This window comes from Terrimonas ferruginea DSM 30193 (genome assembly GCF_000425585.1).
Lineage (GTDB): Bacteria > Bacteroidota > Bacteroidia > Chitinophagales > Chitinophagaceae > Terrimonas > Terrimonas ferruginea.
The window spans coordinates 147,924-169,068 of record NZ_AUDS01000015.1 but is presented as its reverse complement, the minus strand read 5'-3'; the positions used below and the strand labels follow the sequence as shown (position 1 = coordinate 169,068).

15 protein-coding genes are annotated in these 21,145 nt (G+C 49.4%); 8 read left to right on the top strand and 7 right to left on the bottom strand.

What is annotated here, in order from left to right:
* Positions 1 to 11 precede the first annotated feature (11 nt).
* From bshB1 to H608_RS0106110, 7 genes are all read left to right on the top strand, one after another.
* The gene (bshB1, locus tag H608_RS0106140; RefSeq protein ID WP_028786902.1) at positions 12 to 749 is read left to right on the top strand and encodes a bacillithiol biosynthesis deacetylase BshB1; all 738 of its coding nucleotides are present in this window, start codon (positions 12 to 14) and stop codon (positions 747 to 749) included.
* Between the two features lie 139 nt (positions 750 to 888).
* Entirely contained in the window at positions 889 to 1,956 is a 1,068-nt protein-coding gene (locus tag H608_RS0106135; RefSeq protein ID WP_028786901.1) for a fatty acid desaturase family protein, read from the top strand.
* 99 nt (positions 1,957 to 2,055) lie between these two features.
* Entirely contained in the window at positions 2,056 to 2,931 is an 876-nt protein-coding gene (locus H608_RS0106130; protein WP_028786900.1) for a carbon-nitrogen hydrolase, read from the top strand.
* Positions 2,932 to 2,950: 19 nt separating this feature from the next.
* Positions 2,951 to 4,021, top strand: coding sequence for an agmatine deiminase family protein (locus tag H608_RS0106125; RefSeq protein WP_028786899.1), 1,071 nt, complete (start codon positions 2,951 to 2,953; stop codon positions 4,019 to 4,021).
* Between the two features lie 194 nt (positions 4,022 to 4,215).
* Entirely contained in the window at positions 4,216 to 5,259 is a 1,044-nt protein-coding gene (locus H608_RS0106120; RefSeq protein WP_028786898.1) for an agmatinase family protein, read from the top strand.
* Positions 5,260 to 5,268: 9 nt separating this feature from the next.
* Entirely contained in the window at positions 5,269 to 5,835 is a 567-nt protein-coding gene (locus tag H608_RS0106115; RefSeq protein WP_028786897.1) for a hypothetical protein, read from the top strand.
* A gap of 20 nt (positions 5,836 to 5,855) precedes the next feature.
* Complete coding sequence (locus tag H608_RS0106110; protein ID WP_028786896.1) at positions 5,856 to 7,157, top strand: radical SAM family protein; 1,302 nt, start codon at positions 5,856 to 5,858, stop codon at positions 7,155 to 7,157.
* A gap of 86 nt (positions 7,158 to 7,243) precedes the next feature.
* On the opposite strand, the gene H608_RS0106105 is transcribed toward H608_RS0106110, so the two are convergent.
* The 5 genes from H608_RS0106105 to rpoB form a co-directional block, all read right to left on the bottom strand.
* Positions 7,244 to 8,176: an isoaspartyl peptidase/L-asparaginase family protein gene (locus H608_RS0106105; protein WP_028786895.1), complete on the bottom strand. Its 933-nt coding sequence runs from the start codon at positions 8,174 to 8,176 to the stop codon at positions 7,244 to 7,246.
* Positions 8,177 to 8,186: 10 nt separating this feature from the next.
* Positions 8,187 to 9,695 carry an APC family permease gene (locus H608_RS0106100; RefSeq protein WP_028786894.1) on the bottom strand — a complete coding sequence of 503 codons (1,509 nt, stop codon included), beginning with the start codon at positions 9,693 to 9,695 and terminating at the stop codon, positions 8,187 to 8,189.
* 112 nt (positions 9,696 to 9,807) lie between these two features.
* Entirely contained in the window at positions 9,808 to 10,425 is a 618-nt protein-coding gene (locus H608_RS0106095) for an OmpH/Skp family outer membrane protein (RefSeq protein WP_028786893.1), read from the bottom strand.
* Between the two features lie 257 nt (positions 10,426 to 10,682).
* Positions 10,683 to 14,975 (bottom strand): DNA-directed RNA polymerase subunit beta', encoded by a 4,293-nt coding sequence (gene rpoC / locus H608_RS0106090; protein ID WP_028786892.1) that lies wholly within the window; start codon positions 14,973 to 14,975, stop codon positions 10,683 to 10,685.
* 92 nt (positions 14,976 to 15,067) lie between these two features.
* Positions 15,068 to 18,871 (bottom strand): DNA-directed RNA polymerase subunit beta, encoded by a 3,804-nt coding sequence (rpoB, locus tag H608_RS0106085; RefSeq protein ID WP_028786891.1) that lies wholly within the window; start codon positions 18,869 to 18,871, stop codon positions 15,068 to 15,070.
* A 252-nt stretch (positions 18,872 to 19,123) separates the two neighbouring features.
* Between rpoB and H608_RS0106080 the strand changes: the two genes are divergently transcribed.
* Positions 19,124 to 19,990, top strand: a complete 867-nt coding sequence (locus tag H608_RS0106080) for a ComEA family DNA-binding protein (RefSeq protein ID WP_028786890.1) — start codon at positions 19,124 to 19,126, stop codon at positions 19,988 to 19,990.
* Between the two features lie 48 nt (positions 19,991 to 20,038).
* On the opposite strand, the gene rplL is transcribed toward H608_RS0106080, so the two are convergent.
* On the bottom strand, positions 20,039 to 20,413 hold the full coding sequence (gene rplL, locus H608_RS0106075) for a 50S ribosomal protein L7/L12 (RefSeq protein WP_028786889.1): 375 nt from the start codon (positions 20,411 to 20,413) through the stop codon (positions 20,039 to 20,041).
* 140 nt (positions 20,414 to 20,553) lie between these two features.
* Positions 20,554 to 21,090, bottom strand: coding sequence for a 50S ribosomal protein L10 (gene rplJ, locus H608_RS0106070; RefSeq protein ID WP_028786888.1), 537 nt, complete (start codon positions 21,088 to 21,090; stop codon positions 20,554 to 20,556).
* Between the last annotated feature and the right edge of the window lie 55 nt (positions 21,091 to 21,145).

The window sequence follows — 21,145 nt, the reverse complement described above, 5'->3', positions numbered from 1 at the left end:
TATCTTGCAGCATGAAATTAGACATCCTCGCCATAGGCGTACACCCCGATGATGTTGAGTTGGGTTGTTCCGGTACGCTGATCAATGAAATACGCCGCGGCAAGACCGCCGGTATCGTAGATCTTACACAAGGAGAACTGGGCACACGCGGCACTGTTGAAACCCGCTACACAGAAGCAGCAGACGCTGCACGCATCATCGGTGTGGCTGTGCGCGAAAATTTAAAAATGCGTGATGGCTTTTTCCGCAACGACGAAGCACATCAGCTTCAGCTTATCCAAACCATCCGTAAATATCGTCCCGATATCATCATTGGCAACATTCTCAACGACCGCCACCCCGACCACGGCCGTGCCGGTCACCTGATCAGCGATGCCTGTTTTCTCTCAGGCCTTGCGCGCATCAGTACAAAAGACGAGCAGGGCAATGAACAGGAAAAATGGCGTCCCCGCTATTTTCTGCAATACATGCAGGACTGGTACCATGAACCCGATCTGCTCATCGACATCAGCGACTCGTTCGAACAACGGATGCAGGCCGTGCAGGCTTATGCTACCCAGTTCCACACCGCTCCCTCCGGCGAACAGGGGCCGCAGACCTATATTTCCACTCCGGACTTCCTCGACAGCATCATTGCACGGGCGCGGATGCTGGGCAAGCGAATCGGTGTGAAATATGCCGAAGGCTTCATTTCTGACAAAAAAATCGGCATCAGCAGCCTGGATGCGCTGATCCTGAACGAAACCTAATGTTAAATCGCCCTCAAAAAGGGCCTATTTATCCACTTAGTGGTCATCTATGGCGATCCCATGACGGATTTGCCACCAGAAAAGATTATCTTTGGCTATTCGCTAATCCCGTTTAATTAATTGTATTTCAAGATAAATCATGGCTAGTCCCAAATTCCCAAAGATCCAGGCTTCCTTTCATGGTGAGCTGAAAAGAAGAATCAGTGAGTATTTTTCACAAAAAGGTAAGAACCCGACGGGTAACTATAAACTGTACCTGAAAGCGGGCATATTGCTTACCGCTTTTATTGGTATCTATATTCACCTCGTTTTCTTTACGCCCGGAGTTTTATGGGGCGTATTGGAGTCCATTACCCTGGGTTGCCTGATTGCGGCGATCGGTTTCAACGTGATGCATGATGGTGCACACGGCAGCTTCAGCCGTTACAAATGGGTAAATAGTTTTGCCAGCAATGTAGCCAACTTCCTGGGTGCCAGCCAGCACATGTGGAAGACCAAGCACAATGTAATTCACCATACCTATACCAACATCCACGGTGTGGATGATGATATCGAGGCACGTCCCCTCCTGCGTCTTTGCGACGAGCAGGATCATTATAAAATTCACAAGTACCAGCACTACTATTTCTGGGCAGCTTATTCGCTGCTGTACCTGTGGTGGGTATTTGTTACCGACTACAAAAAATACTTCATGCTCAAAATCGGTTCTATTCCGCTTAAGAAAATGACCGCACAGGAGCATTTCTTCTTCTGGTTCTACAAATTCGCACACGCTGTGATCTTCGTGGTATTGCCGATCTATTTCGCCGGTGTAATTCCCTGGCTGGTTGGTTTCCTCACCATGGGTCTCGTAGCCGGTTTTGTACTCAGCATCGTATTCCAGTTGGCACATACCGTTGAACATACACATTTCCCCATGCCCAACGACGCCACTGGTAAAATGGAGGATGAGTGGGCTATTCACCAGTTGAAAACAACAGCAAACTTCGCCACCCGCAACCGTGTGGTAAGCTGGTTTGTCGGCGGATTGAATTTCCAGGTAGAGCACCATTTATTCCCCAAGATCTCTCACGTGCATTATCCTGCTATCAGCAAGATCATCCGTAAAGCCTGCGAAGAGTATGGCATCCAGTACATCGAGTATCCCCGTGTGCGTTATGCCGTAGCCTCGCACGTTTCTTTCCTGCGCCAGATGGGCCGCAAATAACCGGCTTGTTTTGCTTTGGTTAAATCTCAGATGAAAACCTTCTGAGGTGACGGATAGCCATGCAGATTTTCGTAAATTTGCGATTCAATATTTTTTAGCATGGCAAAAGTTAAAGTCGGTATCGTACAGATGAGCTGTACGGCGGATAAGGAAGCAAACCTTACTAAAGCAGTCGAACGCGTGCGCGAAGCAGCCGCCAAAGGTGCGCAGATCGTTTGTCTCCAGGAGCTGTTCACCTCATTGTATTTCTGTGATGTGGAAGACTACGCCAACTTCCAGCTTGCGGAAGCTATTCCCGGCCCTTCTACCGATCGCCTTACTGCTGTAGCCAGAGAACTGGGTGTAGTGATCATTGCTTCCCTGTTTGAAAAACGCGCAGAAGGCCTTTACCACAATACCACTGCCGTACTTGATGCCGACGGTACTTATTTGGGTAAATACCGGAAAATGCATATTCCGGACGATCCCGCTTACTACGAAAAATTCTACTTCACTCCCGGCGACCTGGGATATAAAGTTTTCAAAACAAAATTTGCCACCATCGGTGTACTCATCTGCTGGGACCAGTGGTATCCTGAAGGAGCCCGCATTACTTCACTGATGGGTGCAGAAATCCTTTTTTACCCAACCGCTATCGGCTGGGCGACTTCGCAGGATTCGCCGACCAACACGGAACAATACAATGCGTGGCAGACTATTCAACGCAGCCACTCCGTAGCAAATGGTGTACACGTGGTGAGCGTGAACCGTGTAGGGCTCGAGCAGCAGGGTGCCATGAAATTCTGGGGAGGTTCATTTATTACCAACCCATTCGGCAGCATTCTCTACCAGGCATCGCATGAAAACGAAGAAGTGCACGTGGAAGAGCTGGATCTTTCAAAAACCGATCAGTACCGCACACACTGGCCTTTCCTCCGTGATCGCCGTATCGACTCTTATCAACCTATTACCAAACGTTATATCGACGAAGGATAATCAATCCTAATAACTTGCTATGAGCGCATTATCACCTGCTTTTCCGGCCGGCGTAACACCGCGTGAGCTGGGCTACTATTTCCCCGCTGAATTTGCTCCGCATGTAGCTACGTGGCTGAGCTGGCCGCACAAAGAAGCCAGTTGGCCCGGCAAGATCAACGGAATCTATCCGGCTTATGCGCAGTTCATCAAAGAACTGACCGCAGGCGAACTGGTGCGCATCAACGTGGCGGATGACGGCATGAAGGCTTTTGCCATCGATCAGTTACAGAAAGCCAACGTAGACCTGACCAAAGTCGAATTTTTCTTTCACCCTACCAATGACGCCTGGTGCCGTGATCACGGTCCTGCCTTCCTGATCAACCCGGATGCAGAACATAAAAAGGTGATCGTCGATTGGGGCTATAATGCCTGGGGTGACAAATATCCTCCCTACGATCTCGACGATGTGATCCCTACGCGTATTGCCGAACATTTTCACCTGCCCGTATTTCATCCCGGCATCGTGATGGAAGGCGGCTCTGTTGAGTTCAATGGAAAAGGCACCCTGCTCACCTCCACGGCCTGCCTGCTCAATCCCAACCGCAATCCGCATCTCAATCAACAGCAGATCGAAAAATACCTTGCCGACTATTATGGCATTCAACAGGTGCTTTGGGTGGAGGAAGGAATCATTGGCGACGATACAGACGGGCATATCGACGATACGGTTCGTTTTGTGAACGAAGACACAGTATTGACTGTAGTTGAAAGCAACAAGCAGGATGAAAACTACGAACTGTTGCAGCAGAACCTGCGTCAGTTAAAACAAATGCGTTTGCTCAACGGACGTCAGCTAAACATCGTGGAACTGCCGATGCCGGACGCCGTGATCTGGGACGATCAGCGTCTCCCCGCTTCTTATGCTAATTTTTACATCGCTAATAAATCAGTGATCGTACCCACTTACCGTTGTGCGCAGGACGACAAGGCGCTGCAATTGATCCAGGAAGCATTTCCGGACCGCCGTGTGGTAGGTATCGATTCAACAGAGATCATCTGGGGCCTGGGAAGTTTTCATTGCCTGAGCCAGCAGGAACCAAGTGTGTAATTTGAAAATTTGATGATTTGAAAATTTGGGAATGAATAGGACGTCGCCAGCGTCACATTGTCAAATTTTCAAATTATCAAATTCGCCCTAAACACTATCCCTTAAAAACCAGTCTGTTACTGATCAAACAATTCCCGACTGCTCCGCCAAATGAAAAAGACGTAACTTGCACCCGTTTTTTTCAATACATAATCATGGTAGATTTATTGAATTACGATCCCAATGCGGTGAGTAATCCCAACAATAACATTTTCGGTCTGCCGACCGATGAAGAGACAGCCCGTTTGGTGATAGTGCCCGTGCCCTGGGAAGTGTCCGTGAGCTACGGTGCCGGTACTGCGCGCGCGCCTGAGGCCATTCTGAAAGCCTCCATGCAGGTGGATCTGTTTGACCCCGAAGTACCCGAAGGCTGGAAAAACGGCTACTATATGCGCCAGTGCGACCGTAAGGTGCTGATGAAAAGCGATTACCTGCGCAAAGAAGCCGAGTTATATATCGACTATATTTCCAAAGGACAGGAAGTAGCGGCCAACCAGTTCATGTGCAAGACCATGAGAGATGTGAACGAAGGGGGCAATTTCCTTAACCAATGGGTATACGATCAAACCAAAGCCTTGCTCGATAAAGGCAAGCTGGTGGCACTTCTCGGCGGCGATCATAGTATTTCCCTCGGCTACCTGAAAGCGATCGGTGAAAAGGAAGGCGACTACGGCATTCTCCAGATTGATGCACACTGTGATCTCCGCAAAGCGTACGAAGGTTTTAATTATTCGCACGCAAGTATCATGTACAATGCACTGGAAGAAATTCCACAGATCTCACGCATCGTGCAGGTGGGCGTACGCGATTATGGCAGCGACGAATGGGATTATTTGCGCAACAGCAACGGCAGGGTAGTCACCTATTTCGACCGCGATATCAAAAACCGTTTGTTTGAAGGAGATACCTGGAAACGCATTGCAGACGAAATCGTAAGCACACTGCCGCAAAAAGTATATGTGAGTTTCGATATAGATGGCCTGGACCGCAAATTGTGTCCGCATACGGGCACGCCGGTACCCGGCGGTTTTGAAATGGAAGAAACGTTTTATCTCTTCCGTAAAGTGATCGAAAGCGGACGCCAGCTCATCGGCTTCGATCTTTGTGAAGTAGGTATCTCCGATACGGATTGGAATGCCAACGTTGGTGCGCGCGTATTATTTAAATTATGTAACCTGCTTGTGGCCAGCAACAGCTAATTTCATGGTATGGAAAGTGGAAAGGATAAATATGAATTGGTGCTGAAGAACAACCGCGTGCGGCAATACAGGGTTTTTGCCATATTGATCATTCTGCTCAACCTCACCTTGCTGGCATTGCTCGCGTTTTATACCAGCAATCCGTCGCACAGAAGTTTTGCATTGACAGGACTGGTACTTTGCCCGCTTTCTTTTGCCGTCGCCTGGTTCATGGGACGCAGTAAAAGAAGTACGCGCAGCTGGGATCCGTTGGCCGCTTCTTTTTTCTACCTCATATTCAGCTGGGCGCTGATGACTTACTGGTTACCCGCCGCATTGAACTTTCTGCTGTTTGCTTTTTATATCATATCGCGCCGCCAGTTGATCGTGCAGGTGGCGGCTGATCATATATTTTATCCCTCCTTTCCTGCAAGAACCGTGTCGTGGAAGGAAATGAATAATGTAATACTGAAAGATGGTCTGCTGACGCTGGATTTCAAAAACAACAAAATCCTGCAGAACGAGATCGTCAACACTCCGGGTGATATTCCGGAGTCTGAATTCAATCGTTTTTGTCAGGCACGCATGAGCGCCTGATTAACTATTTAACTCATCGCATGGAATTATCCCATTCTCCCTACCTCCTGTATTCCGACGGCCAGGGAAATATATTTGAAGATACGTCGCTGTATGTGACCGGCCGGAGTGGTTGGGATGCAATGGAAGTGCCGGCAGACGAGTGGATCGAATTACCCGATGGCGGTTCATTGTATGAGCTGCCGGGACGTCGCGGCATTGGAATAGATGTGATGACCGGTGAAATGCGTCTTTGTGAAAAAGGATGGGCCGTGGCGGCCTTCATCCCTCCTGCGCATACCGGCTTTTACCTCGCGGCTTATGAAACTTCACCGGATGCGCCGACGCTTCCGTTGTTCTGCTATACCGCCGCAGGATGGTATGATGAAAAGTTTTATGTGCCTGCCATTCGCATCGAACAGGATATCCGCCAGGATTGTGAAGGGTATGACCAGCAAAAAGTACAGAAAGGTGTAGACCATTTGCTGAAAGCCTATCCGCATAATCGTCTTGTGCAACACCTTGCGAACAACTGTGCATTGACTTATCAATGCCCTGCTGCACGCAACTATTTTCTTGGAAGATGGGAATGTCCCATTCCTTCCTCGCCTGCCTGTAACGCAAACTGTGTAGGCTGCATCTCTCTTCAGCCCGATGAAGAAACGATCGTATCCACGCAGGACCGCCTGCAATTCAAACCGAGCAAGGAAGAGATTGTAGAGTTCACGGTTCCCCATCTGGAGGAAGCGCCCTTCCCGATCGTGAGTTTTGGCCAGGGTTGCGAAGGCGAACCATTGCTGATGTGGGAAACCATTCGCGAAGCCATCATTGAAATCCGGAAGCATACGCCCAAAGGCAGTATCAATATCAATACGAATGGCTCCAAGCCCGACGCCGTCCGCAAACTCTGCGAGGCAGGTCTTGATTCCATTCGTGTGAGCACCAACTCTGCACGTGCTGAAATATACATGCCTTATTACCGCCCCAACAACTACCACTTTGACGATATAGTTGAAAGCCTGAAAGTGGTTAACAGTTTCGGTGGCTGGACCTCCATTAATTATTTTGTATTCCCCGGCATGACGGATAGTGTTGCCGAGTATGAAGCCTTACGCAAATTGATTCGTGATACAGGTCTGAAGATGATTCAATGGAGAAATTTCAATATCGATCCCGATTGGTATCTTGGTAAGATCGGTGTGGGTGATACGGGTGAATGTATGGGCGTTAAACAATTACAGGAACTGATCCGCGAAGAATTCCCCGATTTAAAATACGGCTATTTCAATCCGCCGATGGAAAGGATCAAGGGAAATTATGATCTTGATTTTGCGCATCATTGAAAAATTCAAAAGTCAAAATTCAAAAGGCAAAAGTATGTGCGGCTGCAACGCAGAACTTTTTTGAGTTTTGACTTTTGAATTTTGAATTATTTATAGATCGCCACTTCACTGATACCATTGCTGCTTCTCACCCCTCTGTACATTCCCTCACTATTGAACAACAGCGCTGCATTGCCCGCTGCATCCACGCCAATCATACCGCCTTCGCCACCGATCTTTACCAGTTTATGCATCACAACCATACGCATGGCTTCTTCAAGCGTCATCCCTTTGTATTCCATCAGGCAACTTACATCGTAAGCTGCAATCGCCCGGATGAATAATTCACCGTGGCCGGTGCAACTGATCGCGCAGGTATGGTTACTGGCATACGTACCGCTGCCAATAATGGGACTGTCACCAATACGGCCCCAGCGCTTATTGGTCATACCGCCGGTGCTTGTTGCCGCGGCCACATTACCAGCATGATCACAGGCAACCGCACCTACTGTACCGAATTTCTTATCCTTTAGTTGAATGTTGTGATCGAGGGCTGTCTGTCCACTCTCCTGCGCCAGTTTCCATTGAGCATTGCGTTGTTCGGTAAAAAAATAATCAGGAGCGGCTTCGGGAATGCCGAGTGTTTTTGCCAATTCTTCTGCACCTGTTCCGGCCAGGAAAACATGTTCGGTATGTTGCATTACTGCGCGGGCAAGTTCAACAGGGTTCCGGATGCCGCGTACGCCAGCCACTGCGCCTGCCATGCCATTGCTTCCATCCATGATGGCCGCATCCATTTCATGTTCGCCGTTAAACGTAAACACGGAACCTTTCCCTGCGTTGAACAGAGGCTCGTCCTCCAGGTCTTTCACTGCAATTTCTACCGCATCCAGTGCAGTACCTTGTTTTTCCAGCACAGCATAACCTTTATCCAACGCGCGTTGTAAGGCCTGCTGATAAGCGGCTTCCAATGCCGGCGTCATGTGTTCACGAAGAATAGTACCGGCGCCGCCATGTATGGCAAGAGTGATCGTAGACATATCAATGAATTCAGCTTTCTGCTGATGGAGTTTGTTTTTTCCGGGAGAGATAATAAACAGGTATACCGAGCAACAATATTCCCAAACCAAATACTGATGTTTGCCACTGCGCGTAGATCAGTCCCACGGCCATCGTACCCGCCAGCAGGCAGTAGATAATAGGAACTACAGGATAGCCGAATGCCTTATAAGGCCGTTCTGCATCAGGACGCGTGCGGCGTAAACGGAAGATGCCGAGAATGGTGAGGATATAAAATAGTAAAGTGATAAATACAACATAGTTGAGCAGGGTTCCGTATTGTCCGCTCAGGCAAAGCAGACTTGTCCAGATACATTGTGCCCACAATGCCCAGCCCGGCACATCGTTTTTGTTGAGCTGTCCGGCCTGGCGCAGGAACAACCCGTCTTTTGCCATAGTATAATAAACGCGTGCACCACTCAGGATAAGTCCGTTGTTGCAGCCGAAGGTAGACACCATGATCATGATCGCGATGATCAGGGTACCATTGGCGCCAAAAATGTTGGTAGATACCGCGGTGGCTACCCTGTCCTGTACGGCGAAAGCAATATTGCCCGCTGCTTCGGTGGGAAATACAGCCGGAGCATCCCCTGCAGGAGGTGTCAATGGCAGCACGGATACATACATCAGGTTGGTCAATACATATACGACGGTAACGATAATGGTACCGAGGAATAAACTAAGGCCTACATTGCGTTTCGGATTGCGGATCTCGCCGGCGATGAAGGTTACGTTTTCCCAGGCCACGCTGCTGAACACGGAACCGACCATAGCTGAAGAAATCAATCCGATCGCCATCATCATGGTAGCCGGCGCCTGAAAGGCCGACCAGCCAATTTGTTTACCTGCTTCATCTTTTACGGCTTGCGTGTATTGCAGGTCGAAACCACTGCTCCAATTAAAATTCCACACATCGGCATCGGCTGCCAGCAGGAAACCAAATACAATGAGCCCGAAGATGGCGAGGAGTTTGGTGAGGGTAAAAATGCGTTGCACCAACTTCCCTTCCTTTACACCGCGCGTATTTACCCAGGTTAGAAAAATGACGAGTGCGATGGAAACCAATTGTGCGGGATAGATTTTAAATCCCCCTCCGGCATCAAAGAGCATGTTCTTTTCGTCCATGGTCAATGCGGGAATAAAATAACCGGCGAATTTACTGAAGGCTACACCTACAGCGGCGATGGTGCCCGTTTGTATGACGGTAAAGAAACTCCAGCCGTATAGAAATCCTGTTAAGGGATTATAGGCTTCTTTGAGATAAACGTATTGGCCGCCGGCTTTGGGAAACATAGAAGATAGTTCGCCATAGCTAACGGCTGCGAAGACGGTCATGATACCGGTGAGGACCCAGAGAAGAATGAGCCAACCGCCTGAACCAACGAGCCGCGTCATGTCGGCACTCACGATGAAAATGCCAGATCCGATCATGGAACCGGCTACGATCATGGTGCCGTCCAGCAGTCCCATGGACTGACGCAGAGAGGGTTGTTGGGTCATAAACAGTGTTTATGGTTCAAGATAATACATTCGTTTCATTTTTCGCCGAAGGCATTATAAACAAAAAACCTCCCGTTGCGCGGGAGGTTTTTGAAGAATATTGTATGCTCATTTACTTCTTGTCTTTACCTTTTTCGGAGCGGTACTTATCATTGAGTCCGCTGATCACATCTGCGGTGATGTTGAAAGAAGAATCTTTGTAATAGAAAATGCCGGGTTCGTCTGCGATGATATAAGTGAAGCCGCTGTTTTTGTTGTACTCAGCGATGAATTCTTCGATCTTTTTGCGCATGGTCAGGTTGCGCTGTGTCACTTTTTCGCCGTAGCTCTGCTCGAGTTGTTGTCTTTTTTGTGCGATGCTTTGCTCGGTAGCCTGGAGGTCTTCCATTGCGCGGTTGAGGTCGTCGGGTGTCATCTGACCTTTTTCCTGGCGTGCCTGGTAGCCTGAACGTTTTTCCTGGTACGATCGAACGAGGTTGTTGAGTTGAGCATTGATGCCTTCTTCCTCCTTGTTCATTTCAGCTTTTACGTCTTTCACCATTTCGCTGTGTTCCTGTACGGAGTCCATTTCAAAATAAGCGATGCGGAAAGGTTTGTTGGCGGTCGCTGAGTCTTTGTTAGGCTGACGATGTGCAGCTGCATCCTTTCTACCGGAATTAAAGAACAGGAAGAAAAGCACGCCCACTGCGATCAGTAAGACTACATTAAGAACCAGAGAGAGATTTTTCATTCAACGCTTTTTTTTGCAAGTTAACAATCAGGGGTGGCAAAGATAGGGATAATGGTCACTTTAGGAAACCCTTAACAGGTGTGGGGTGAATCGTGAATCGTCAATCGTCAATCGTGAATGGCTCAAATTGGTTTGTGTCCGCCCTTACTTATTACTTATCACTTAAAACCTTCTGCCCTACACCTTTTACCGTCTACCTTATAATAAAAAAAGGAGCAGAATAAATCTGCTCCTTGTATCGTGAAGCGAATAATCGCTTACTCTTCTTCGTCGAAGGTCATGGCTTCGCGGGTTGTTTGCAGCAATTCGTATTCTTCTTTGCTGCCCACGATCATGTTTTCGAATTCGCGGAGACCAGTACCGGCCGGGATCGGGTGACCTGTGATCACGTTCTCTTTCAGACCGAGCATTTCGTCGGTTTTGCCGTGGATGGCAGCCGAAGAAAGTACTTTGGTGGTTTCCTGGAATGATGCGGCCGAGATCCAGCTTTGTACACCAAGCGATGCTTTGGTGATACCGAGCAGGGTCGGTGAAGAGGTAGCCGCTTGTGTATCGCGGTACTCTACCGGCTTCTTGTCGTTGCGACGCAGGATAGAGTTCTCTTCGCGCAGTTCGCGGAGGCTGATGATCTGACCAGCACGGAGCTTGGTTGATTCACCCGGATCGGTTACTACCTTCTTGTCGAAGATGTAATCGTTCTCTTCCACGAACTCAAACTTATCTACCAGATCGTCCTCGAGGAAGCGGGTATCACCCGGATCCACGATGTTCACTTTACGCATCATCTGGCGCACGATCACTTCAATGTGTTTGTCATTGATCCGTACACCCTGCAGTCGGTATACTTCCTGGATCTCATTCACTACGTACTGCTGTACGGCGAATGGGCCCTGGATAGCAAGGATGTCCTGCGGAGATATCTGACCATCGCTGAGCGGAGAACCGGCTTTTACGAAGTCACCGTCCTGCGCCAGGATCTGGCGTGTGAGCGGTACCAGGTATTTTTTGGTTACACCGTCTTTTGCTTCGATCACGATCTCCCGGTTACCGCGTTTGATAGCGCCCATTCCTGCCACACCATCGATCTCGGATACAACGGCAGGGTTGCTTGGGTTACGTGCTTCAAACAATTCGGTTACACGAGGCAGACCACCCGTGATGTCACGCAGTTTACCCAACACGCGTGGAATCTTCACGAGTACTTTACCGGCTTTCACCTGTTCGCCTTCTTCTACCATGATATGGCTTCCGGTAGGCAGGTTATAAGATTTATTTTCTTTGCCTTCCACAACGATAGACGGGATCTTGGTCTTATCGCGGGTTTCGATAACCACTTTCTCACGGTGACCTGTTTGTTCGTCAGCTTCCTCGCGGTATGTAACACCTTCGATTACGTTTTCGAACTTCATGGTACCGTCGATCTCGGCAACGATAACGTTGTTATAAGGGTCCCATGTACAGATCACTTCGCCTTTGGTAATCTTCTGACCGTCTTTCACGTTCAGGGTAGAACCGTAAGGGATGTTGTTGGTAATCATCAGGCGGTCGTTCTTGGTGTCAACGATACGCACCTCACCGGTACGGCCGATAACAACCTGGATCTTGTCGCCTTCTGAATTTTCTGTGGTAACTGTACGCAGACCGTCGAACTGGATAGTACCGTCGAACTTGGCCAGCATGGTAGAGTCGGTAGCAGCAGAGCCCGCAACACCACCCACGTGGAAGGTACGGAGGGTCAACTGTGTACCTGGTTCACCGATTGACTGTGCAGCGATGATACCTGTTGCGTCGCCTCTCTGTGCCATTACACCTGAAGCCAGGTTACGGCCATAACATTTAACGCAGCATCCGCGCTTGCTTTCGCAGGTCAGTACAGAACGGATTTCTACAAATTCGATACCTGCATCTTCGATTTTACGGGCCAGTGAAGCGGTGATTTCGTCACCGGCAGCAATGATCAGTTCATCGGAAACAGGGTTATAGATATCGTGCAGCGAGGTACGACCTTCGATACGGTCGGCCAGCGGCTCGATGATGTCTTCGTTGTCTTTCAGTGCTGAAGTAGCAATACCACGGAGTGTACCGCAATCCTCTTCGGTGATTACCACGTCCTGGGCTACGTCTACGAGACGACGTGTCAGGTAACCGGCATCCGCCGTTTTAAGAGCGGTATCCGCCAGACCTTTACGGGCACCGTGCGTAGAGATAAAGTAATCCAATACGTTCAGACCGCCTTTGAAGTTGGAGAGGATCGGGTTTTCGATGATCTCGCTTCCGGTAGAACCGGATTTACGAGGCTTGGCCATCAGACCCCTGATACCGGCAAGCTGCTTGATCTGCTGTTTGGAACCACGGGCACCGGAATCCAACATCATGTATACGGAGTTGAAGCCTTGTTTGTCGGTTGCGAGCTCACGGATCAGTGTCTCGGTCAAACGTGTATCCACACGGCTCCAGATATCCACGATCTGGTTGTAACGTTCGTTGTTGGTGATGAGACCCATGTTATAGTTGTCCCATACTTCATCTACTTCACCTTTCGCATTTTCGAGCAATTGTTCTTTGATATCCGGAATGATCAGGTCATTGATAGAGAATGACAGACCACCCTGGAAGGCTGTACGGAAACCAAGTTGTTTGATATCGTCCAGGAACTTCGCCGTTTTCGGGATGTTGGTGATTTCGATGATGTCACCGATGATCTCACGGAGATTCTTCTTGGTCAGCAGGGCGTTTACAAAGCCCACTTCTACCGGTACAAACTGGTTGAAGATAACGCGGCCAACAGTGGTCTCGATGAGTTTATGTTCCAGCAGGCCGTCGGCATTACGGATATTGGCTTTCACCTTGATCCATGCGTGCAGGTCTACTTTTTTCTCGTTGTGAGCGATGATTACTTCCTCAGCAGAATAGAAAGCTTTGCCTTCGCCACGGATGGTTTCCGTTTCGTTGGTGCGTTTACCCTTGGTGATGTAGTACAGACCGAGTACCATGTCCTGTGAAGGAAGGGTAATAGGCGTACCGTTCTGCGGGTTGAGGATGTTGTGAGAAGCCAGCATCAGCAACTGTGCTTCAAGAACCGCTGCGTTGCTCAGAGGTACGTGAACCGCCATCTGGTCACCGTCAAAGTCGGCGTTGAACGCGGACGTTACGAGCGGGTGCAGCTGGATCGCTTTACCTTCGATCAGTTTAGGCTGGAAGGCCTGGATTGACAGACGGTGAAGCGTTGGGGCACGGTTGAGGAGAACCGGGTGTCCTTTCAGGATGTTTTCGAGGATATCCCAAACCACCGCTTCCTTCTTATCTACCAGTTTACGGGCAGATTTTACCGTTTTAACGATGCCTCTTTCGATCAGCTTACGGATGATAAATGGTTTGAAGAGTTCAGCTGCCATATCTTTCGGCAGACCGCACTCATGCAATTTCATTTCAGGACCTACCACGATTACGGAACGACCGGAATAGTCAACACGTTTACCGAGCAGGTTCTGACGGAAACGGCCTTGTTTGCCTTTCAGTACGTCAGACAGTGACTTCAGTGCACGGCCACCTTCGGCTTTCACCGCGTTGGATTTACGGCTGTTGTCGAACAGGCTGTCGATCGCTTCCTGCAGCATACGCTTTTCGTTACGCAGGATCACTTCGGGTGCCTTGATCTCCAGCAGACGCTTGAGACGGTTGTTACGGATGATCACACGACGGTAAAGGTCGTTGAGGTCGGAAGAAGCGAAACGGCCGCCGTCCAGGGGAACGAGCGGGCGCAGTTCCGGTGGAATAACCGGAATGTATTGCATCACCATCCACTCGGGGCGGTTGGTGATACGTGTATTGGCATCGCGGAAAGCTTCCACCACGCTCAGGCGCTTCAGGGCATCAGCTTTACGCTGTTGTGAAGTTTCGGTAGCAGCAGCATTGCGCAGATCGAAGGACAATTGGTCCAGGTCGATGCGCTGCAGCATGTCATGTACCGCTTCAGCACCCATTTTAGCAATGAATTTGTTTGCGTCGTCATCGGGCAGATACTGGTTGTCTTTCGGCAGGGTATCCAGGATGTCCAGGTATTCCTCTTCCGTCAGCAAATCACCATAATTCTGTCCTTTATCGGCACGGATACCGGGCTGGATTACCACATAACGTTCGTAGTAAATGATGGTCTCCAGTTTCTTGGAGCTCACACCCAGCAGGTAACCGATTTTGTTAGGCAGTGACTTGAAATACCAGATATGCACAACAGGTACAACAAGTTTGATGTGTCCCATTCTCTCGCGACGTACTTTCTTCTCGGTAACTTCAACACCGCAACGGTCGCAGACAATCCCTTTGTAACGGATACGCTTGTATTTACCGCAAGCACATTCGTAATCTTTTACAGGCCCGAAAATTCTCTCGCAGAACAAACCATCACGCTCAGGCTTGTAAGTACGATAGTTGATGGTTTCCGGCTTCAATACTTCACCATAGCTTCTTTCCAGGATATTATCCGGAGAAGCAAGACCGATGGTGATCTGTGAAAAAGCCGCTTTGGGACGATTTTCTTTTTTGATAGCCATATTTTGAATTAAAAAGTCAAAAGTAAAAAGTCAAAAATCAAAGGGTAAAAGTCAGTGACCGGTTGGTCACTGACTTTTACCTATGAAATGAATTAGTCGAACTTCAGATCGAGACCCAGACCGCGCAGTTCATGTACCAGTACGTTGAACGATTCAGGTACGCCTGCTCTCGGAACGTTATCACCTTTCACGATAGCCTCGTAGGTTTTCGCGCGACCGATGATATCATCTGATTTCAGGGTCAGCAATTCCTGCAGGATGTTGGAAGCACCGTAGGCTTCGAGTGCCCACACTTCCATTTCCCCGAAACGCTGGCCACCGAACTGAGCCTTACCACCAAGCGGCTGCTGGGTGATCAAGCTGTATGGTCCGATCGAACGGGCGTGCATCTTATCGTCCACCATGTGGTGCAGTTTGATCATATAGATCACACCAACGGTTGCTTTCTGGTGGAAGCGCTCTCCTGTTTCACCATCGTGCAGATAGGTGTGACCGAATTTAGGAATACCTGCTTCCGCACAATATTTCTCGATTTCTTCAGTGCTTGCACCGTCGAAGATCGGGGTGGCGAATTTCACACCCAATTGTACACCGGCCCATCCCAATACGGTTTCATAGATCTGTCCGAGGTTCATACGGCTTGGTACCCCGAGTGGGTTAAGCACGATATCAACCGGTGTTCCGTCTTCCAGGAACGGCATATCTTCTGCACGTACGATCTTGGCAACGATACCTTTGTTTCCGTGACGACCGGCCATCTTGTCCCCTACTTTCAGCTTACGCTTAACAGCCAGGTACACTTTAGCCAGTTTCAGTACACCGGCGGGCAGTTCGTCACCGATAGAGATGTTGAACTTCTCGCGTTTGTATCGACCCAGTTCTTCGTTGTACTTGATATTATAGTTGTGCAACAGGATGTTGATCTGATCATCCACTTTGGCATCGCCTGTCCATCCCAGCGGATTCATGTTGGCATAATCCAGGCCGGCCAGGTTTTTAGCAGTGAACTTGGCACCTTTACCGATCTGTACTTCACCGAAGTTGTTGGTAACACCGGTAGAAGAATGATCTTTCAGCAGGGTGGTCAGTTTGTCAAGCAATACCTGCAGCAGGTCAGCTTCGTTCTTCTCGTGAATTTTCTCGAGTTTCTCGATAGCAGCCTTTTCACGCACTTTTGCATTCTTATCCTTCTTGGCACGCTGGAAGAGTTTTTTGCCGATAACGATACCTTCCACACCGTTTGGTGCTTTCAGTGATGCGTCTTTTGCATCGCCGGCTTTGTCGCCGAAGATGGCACGGAGCAGTTTCTCTTCCGGAGTAGGATCAGATTCACCTTTAGGGGTGATCTTACCGATCAGGATATCACCTTCTTTGATCTGGGCGCCTACGCGGATGATACCGTTCTCATCGAGGTCGCGGGTAGCTTCCTCAGATACGTTTGGAATATCCGGTGTAAGTTCTTCTTCACCCAGTTTGGTGTCACGTACTTCGAGTTCATACTCGGAGATGTGCACGGAGGTGAACATATCTTCTTTCACTACACGCTCGCTGATTACGATGGCATCCTCGAAGTTGTAACCTTTCCATGGCATGAACGCCACTTTCAGGTTTTTACCGAGAGCCAGCTCGCCGGTGCGGGTAGCATATCCTTCCGTCAGGAAGTCGCCTCTTTTCACCTTCTGGCCTTTCTTCACGGCAGGCTTCAGGTTGATACAGGTTTCCTGGTTGGTTTTGATGAATTTGGTGAGGCGGTAAACGCGCAGGTCATCTTCGAAGGAAACCAGTTTCTCTTCCTCGTCGCGGTCATAGCGAACGTGAATTTCGTTGGCATCTACGAATTCAACCACACCCTCTCCTTCTGCGTGGATCTGGATACGTGCGTCGCGTGCAGCCTTGCCTTCCAGACCAGTACCTACAACAGGTACATCGGGACGCAGCAGGGGCACCGCCTGACGTTGCATGTTTGATCCCATGAGCGCACGGTTGGCGTCATCATGCTCGAGGAACGGAATCAGGGAAGCACTCAGACCAACGATCTGGTTGGGCGCAACGTCCATGTATTCCACTTCATTTTTATCGAGGATCGGGAAGTCACCTGTTTCGCGGCTTACGATACGATCTTCCAGGAAGTTTCCGTTGTCATCCAATGCGGAGTTTGCCTGGGCGATCTTGGCCGTATCTTCTTCTTCTGCACTCAGCAGTGCGAGCTGCTTCATGTTTACTTTACCGTTCTCTACTTTACGATAAGGCGTTTCGATAAAGCCCATATCGTTGATCTTTGCGTGTACGCAAAGTGTAGAGATCAGACCGATGTTTGGTCCTTCCGGTGTTTCGATGGTACACAGACGTCCGTAGTGGGAGTAGTGTACGTCACGCACCTCAAAGCCTGCACGCTCACGGCTCAGACCGCCTGGTCCGAGTGCGGAGATACGACGCTTGTGCGTGATCTCAGACAGCGGGTTGGTCTGGTCGAGGAACTGTGAAAGCTGTGATGTACCGAAGAAAGAGTTGATAACAGAGCTGAGGGTACGGGCGTTGATGAGGTCTACCGGGGTAAACACTTCATTATCGCGCACGTTCATACGCTCGCGGATGGTACGGGCCATACGGGCCAGCCCCACGCCGAATTGAGCGTACAATTGCTCACCTACCGTACGTACACGGCGATTGCTCAGGTGATCGATATCATCGATCTCAGCTTTACCGTTGGTAAGTCTTACCAGGTATTTGATGATAAGGATGATATCTTCCTTGGTCAGTACTTTTTTATCAAGCGGCTGATCGATGTTCAGCTTGCGGTTGATCTTGTAGCGTCCTACTTCACCCAGGTCATAGCGTTTGTCGCTGAAGAACAGTTTGTCGATGATACCGCGGGCGGTTTCGTTGTCCGGCGCGTCGGCACCACGCAACTGGCGGTAGATAAACTGTACCGCTTCCAGCTCGCTGTTGGAAGTGTCCTTATTGAGGGTGTTGTAGATAATCGCGTAGTCACCACCAACATCTTCGCGTTGAACGAAGACGCTTTTCACTTCCATGTCGGAGATGGTGTCGATGGCTTCTTCGTCGAGGATGGTATCGCGTTCCATAACGATCTCGTTACGTTCGATGGAAACCACTTCACCGGTATCCTCGTCAACGAAGTCTTCTACCCATGTGCGGAGTACGCGGGCAGCGAGGCGCTTGCCAACGTATTTGCCAAGGGATTTTTTATCACCCTTTACTTCGTCGGCCATGCCGAAGAGTTCGAGGATGTCTTTATCTGTTTCGTAACCGATAGCACGGAGCAGGGTGGTTACGGGGAATTTTTTCTTACGGTCGATGTAAGCGTACATCACGTTGTTGATGTCGGTAGCAAATTCCATCCACGCGCCTTTGAAGGGGATAACGCGGGCGGAATAAATCTTGGTACCGTTCGGGTGAACGGACTGACCGAAGAATACACCGGGTGAACGGTGCAACTGGCTAACGACAACACGCTCGGCTCCGTTGATCACGAAGGTACCGCGGGGAGTCATGTAAGGAATGTTACCCAGGAATACATCCTGTACGATGGTCTGAAAATCCACGTGCTCCTCGTCATTACAGCTGAGGCGAAGTTTCGCTTTCAGCGGTACGGCGTAGGTAAGACCACGCTCCATACACTCGTCAATAGAATAACGGGGAGGATCGATGAAGTAATCCAGGAATTCCAGCACAAAAATGTTGCGGGTGTCAGTAATAGGAAAGTTATCCTTGAACACACGGAAAAGGCCTTCGTTATTCCGTTTGTCAGGAGTCGTCTCTAACTGAAAAAATTCCTTAAAGGACTGAATTTGTACTTCAAGCAGATCGGGTGTTTCAGCCAGGTGCTTAATCTTACCGAAATCCACTCTTGCGTTCGCTTTTGTTGAAGACATATGCGTAAAAACCGGTTTAAATGAGTCTGGACGCGCAAACCACTTTCAGACCTTCATTTTAGAAAAAACGAAAGTAACTGATTACTAATTATTTAGAAATGGTTTGAAACGTCAAAATATATTTGGCCAAAATAAAGGACTGCAAAGGTAAGAAAATATATTTATCGGCAAAAAAAGTTTGCACACAACAATCTGGCCAAAACATCATGGTTTTCGGGCCGCCTGTTATTAATTTTCCGCAAACGGCCTTTTATGAAAAAACGATCTCCGGCCGCCTTCCTGCCCGGCTTCACGTACAAAGAACGTGTGGCCGTGTACAGTCTCCTGATTAGTATGCTGTTGCTCCTGTCGAGCCCTTCCTTTCTTCCGCCAAAGGATCCACCGCTGCGGGCTGACACAGCCTGGCTGGCGGCCGTATTGCTGCCTGACGAGCCGGAAGCAGCCACACCGGCGGAGCAATGGGCGCCCGCCCCGCTGTTCTATTTTGATCCCAATACACTTGACAGTGCCGGGTGGCTGAAGCTTGGGTTAAGAGAAAAAACGGTCCGCACGCTGATGCGTTTCCGCGCCCGTGGCGGACGTTTCCGTTCGCCGGAAGACATTGATCGCATCTATGGCTTATCTCCCGCAGATGCGGCGCGGATACGTCCCTACGTCAGCATAGCGCAAGCCGCGCCTCCTTCCCCACTTACCGGAAAAAAATCTTACAAACCTGTGCAGTTATCTGTTGATATCAACGCGGCCGACAGTGCATTGTTCGAATCATTGCCGGGTATCGGTCCGCGGCTCGCGGCCCGGATCATCAGCTTCCGCGAAAAACTCGGTGGATTCTGCCGGATAGAGCAGATCGCGGAAACCTATGGATTACCGGATTCGGTGTTCCGGAGAATACTCCCGCAACTGCGGATCGGTGAATTACGTTTGCGGCAGATCGCGGTCAATACTGCGTTGATGGAGGAATTGGCGCGGCACCCTTACATCCGGTATAAGTTGGCAAAGGCAATCGTTGCGTACCGGTCGCAGCATGGGCCCTTCCGGCAGCCCGGCGAGCTGCGGAAAATGGCGGTGATGGATGAGGAGACGATTGCGAAGCTTACACCTTACCTGCAATTGGAATAAAAAAAGCCCCCATCAAGTGGGGGCCATTTTATCTTTTGAGAGATGCGATTAAGCAACCTCTACGTCAGCACCGGCTTCTTTCAGCTTAGCTGCGATATCTTCAGCTTCTGCTTTAGATACACCTTCTTTAACGGGCTTCGGAGCTGTGTCAACCAGTTCTTTCGCTTCTTTCAGACCGAGACCAGTCAGATCTTTAACGATCTTAACTACGTTCAGTTTAGAAGCGCCACCGCTCTTCAGGATTACGTCAAATGCAGTTTTTTCTTCAGCAGCGGCTCCACCACCGTCGCCACCAGCAGCAACTACTACTGCAGCAGCAGCGGGTTCGATACCGTACTCTGATTTCAGAAAATCAGCCAGTTCTTGTACTTCTTTTACTGTCAAGCCTACCAGGCTTTCGGCTAATGCTTTTACGTCTGCCATTGTTTTGAATTTTTACCGTCTTCATCTCCGTGTTAAGGATCCGACGGCTTCTTTAAAAAAATTGTTTGTGCCTTTGTTTTATACCCTCAGGCCGGGTAGTTATATACGCAATCAGGCAAGCCTGATCATACGTCGGGGAATTACTCCGCTGTAGCGGGTGCCTCTGCTTCGGTGCTTCCGCCGGCTTGTTGCTCGTGATGGTGCAACAGGGCAGCCAGTACGCGCTTGGCAGGAGACTGAAGAAGACCGATAACTTCGCCGATGAGCTCGTTCTTGGTCTTGATCTGTGTGAGGGCTTTCAGTTGTGCATCACCTTCGTAGATGTCACCGTTGATGAAAGCGGCCTTCAGAACAGGCTTGTCGCCGTTGCTCTCCTTGCGGAAAGAACTCAGGATCAGGGCTGGTTCTTTGGGGTTTTCAGAGAACATCAGGGCAGTTACTTTGTGCAGTGAATCATAGATACCTGCATATTTTTCGCTGTCCAGCGATTCCAGTGCTTTACGGATGAGGGTGTTTTTAGCCACCTTCATCTCAACAGATTTGTCGAAGCAAGTGCGGCGCAGCTTGCCAACTTGTTCTACGCTCAGTGACTCGGTGTCAGTGATGTAGAAGTTGTTATATTGTTCGAACTTGCCTTTCAGCAGTTCAATCACTTCGTTTTTTTGATCTTTAGTCATTTTAGTAAGTTTTGACTTCGTTAAAGTTTGAAACTACTCCCCTTCTTTTGGTTGG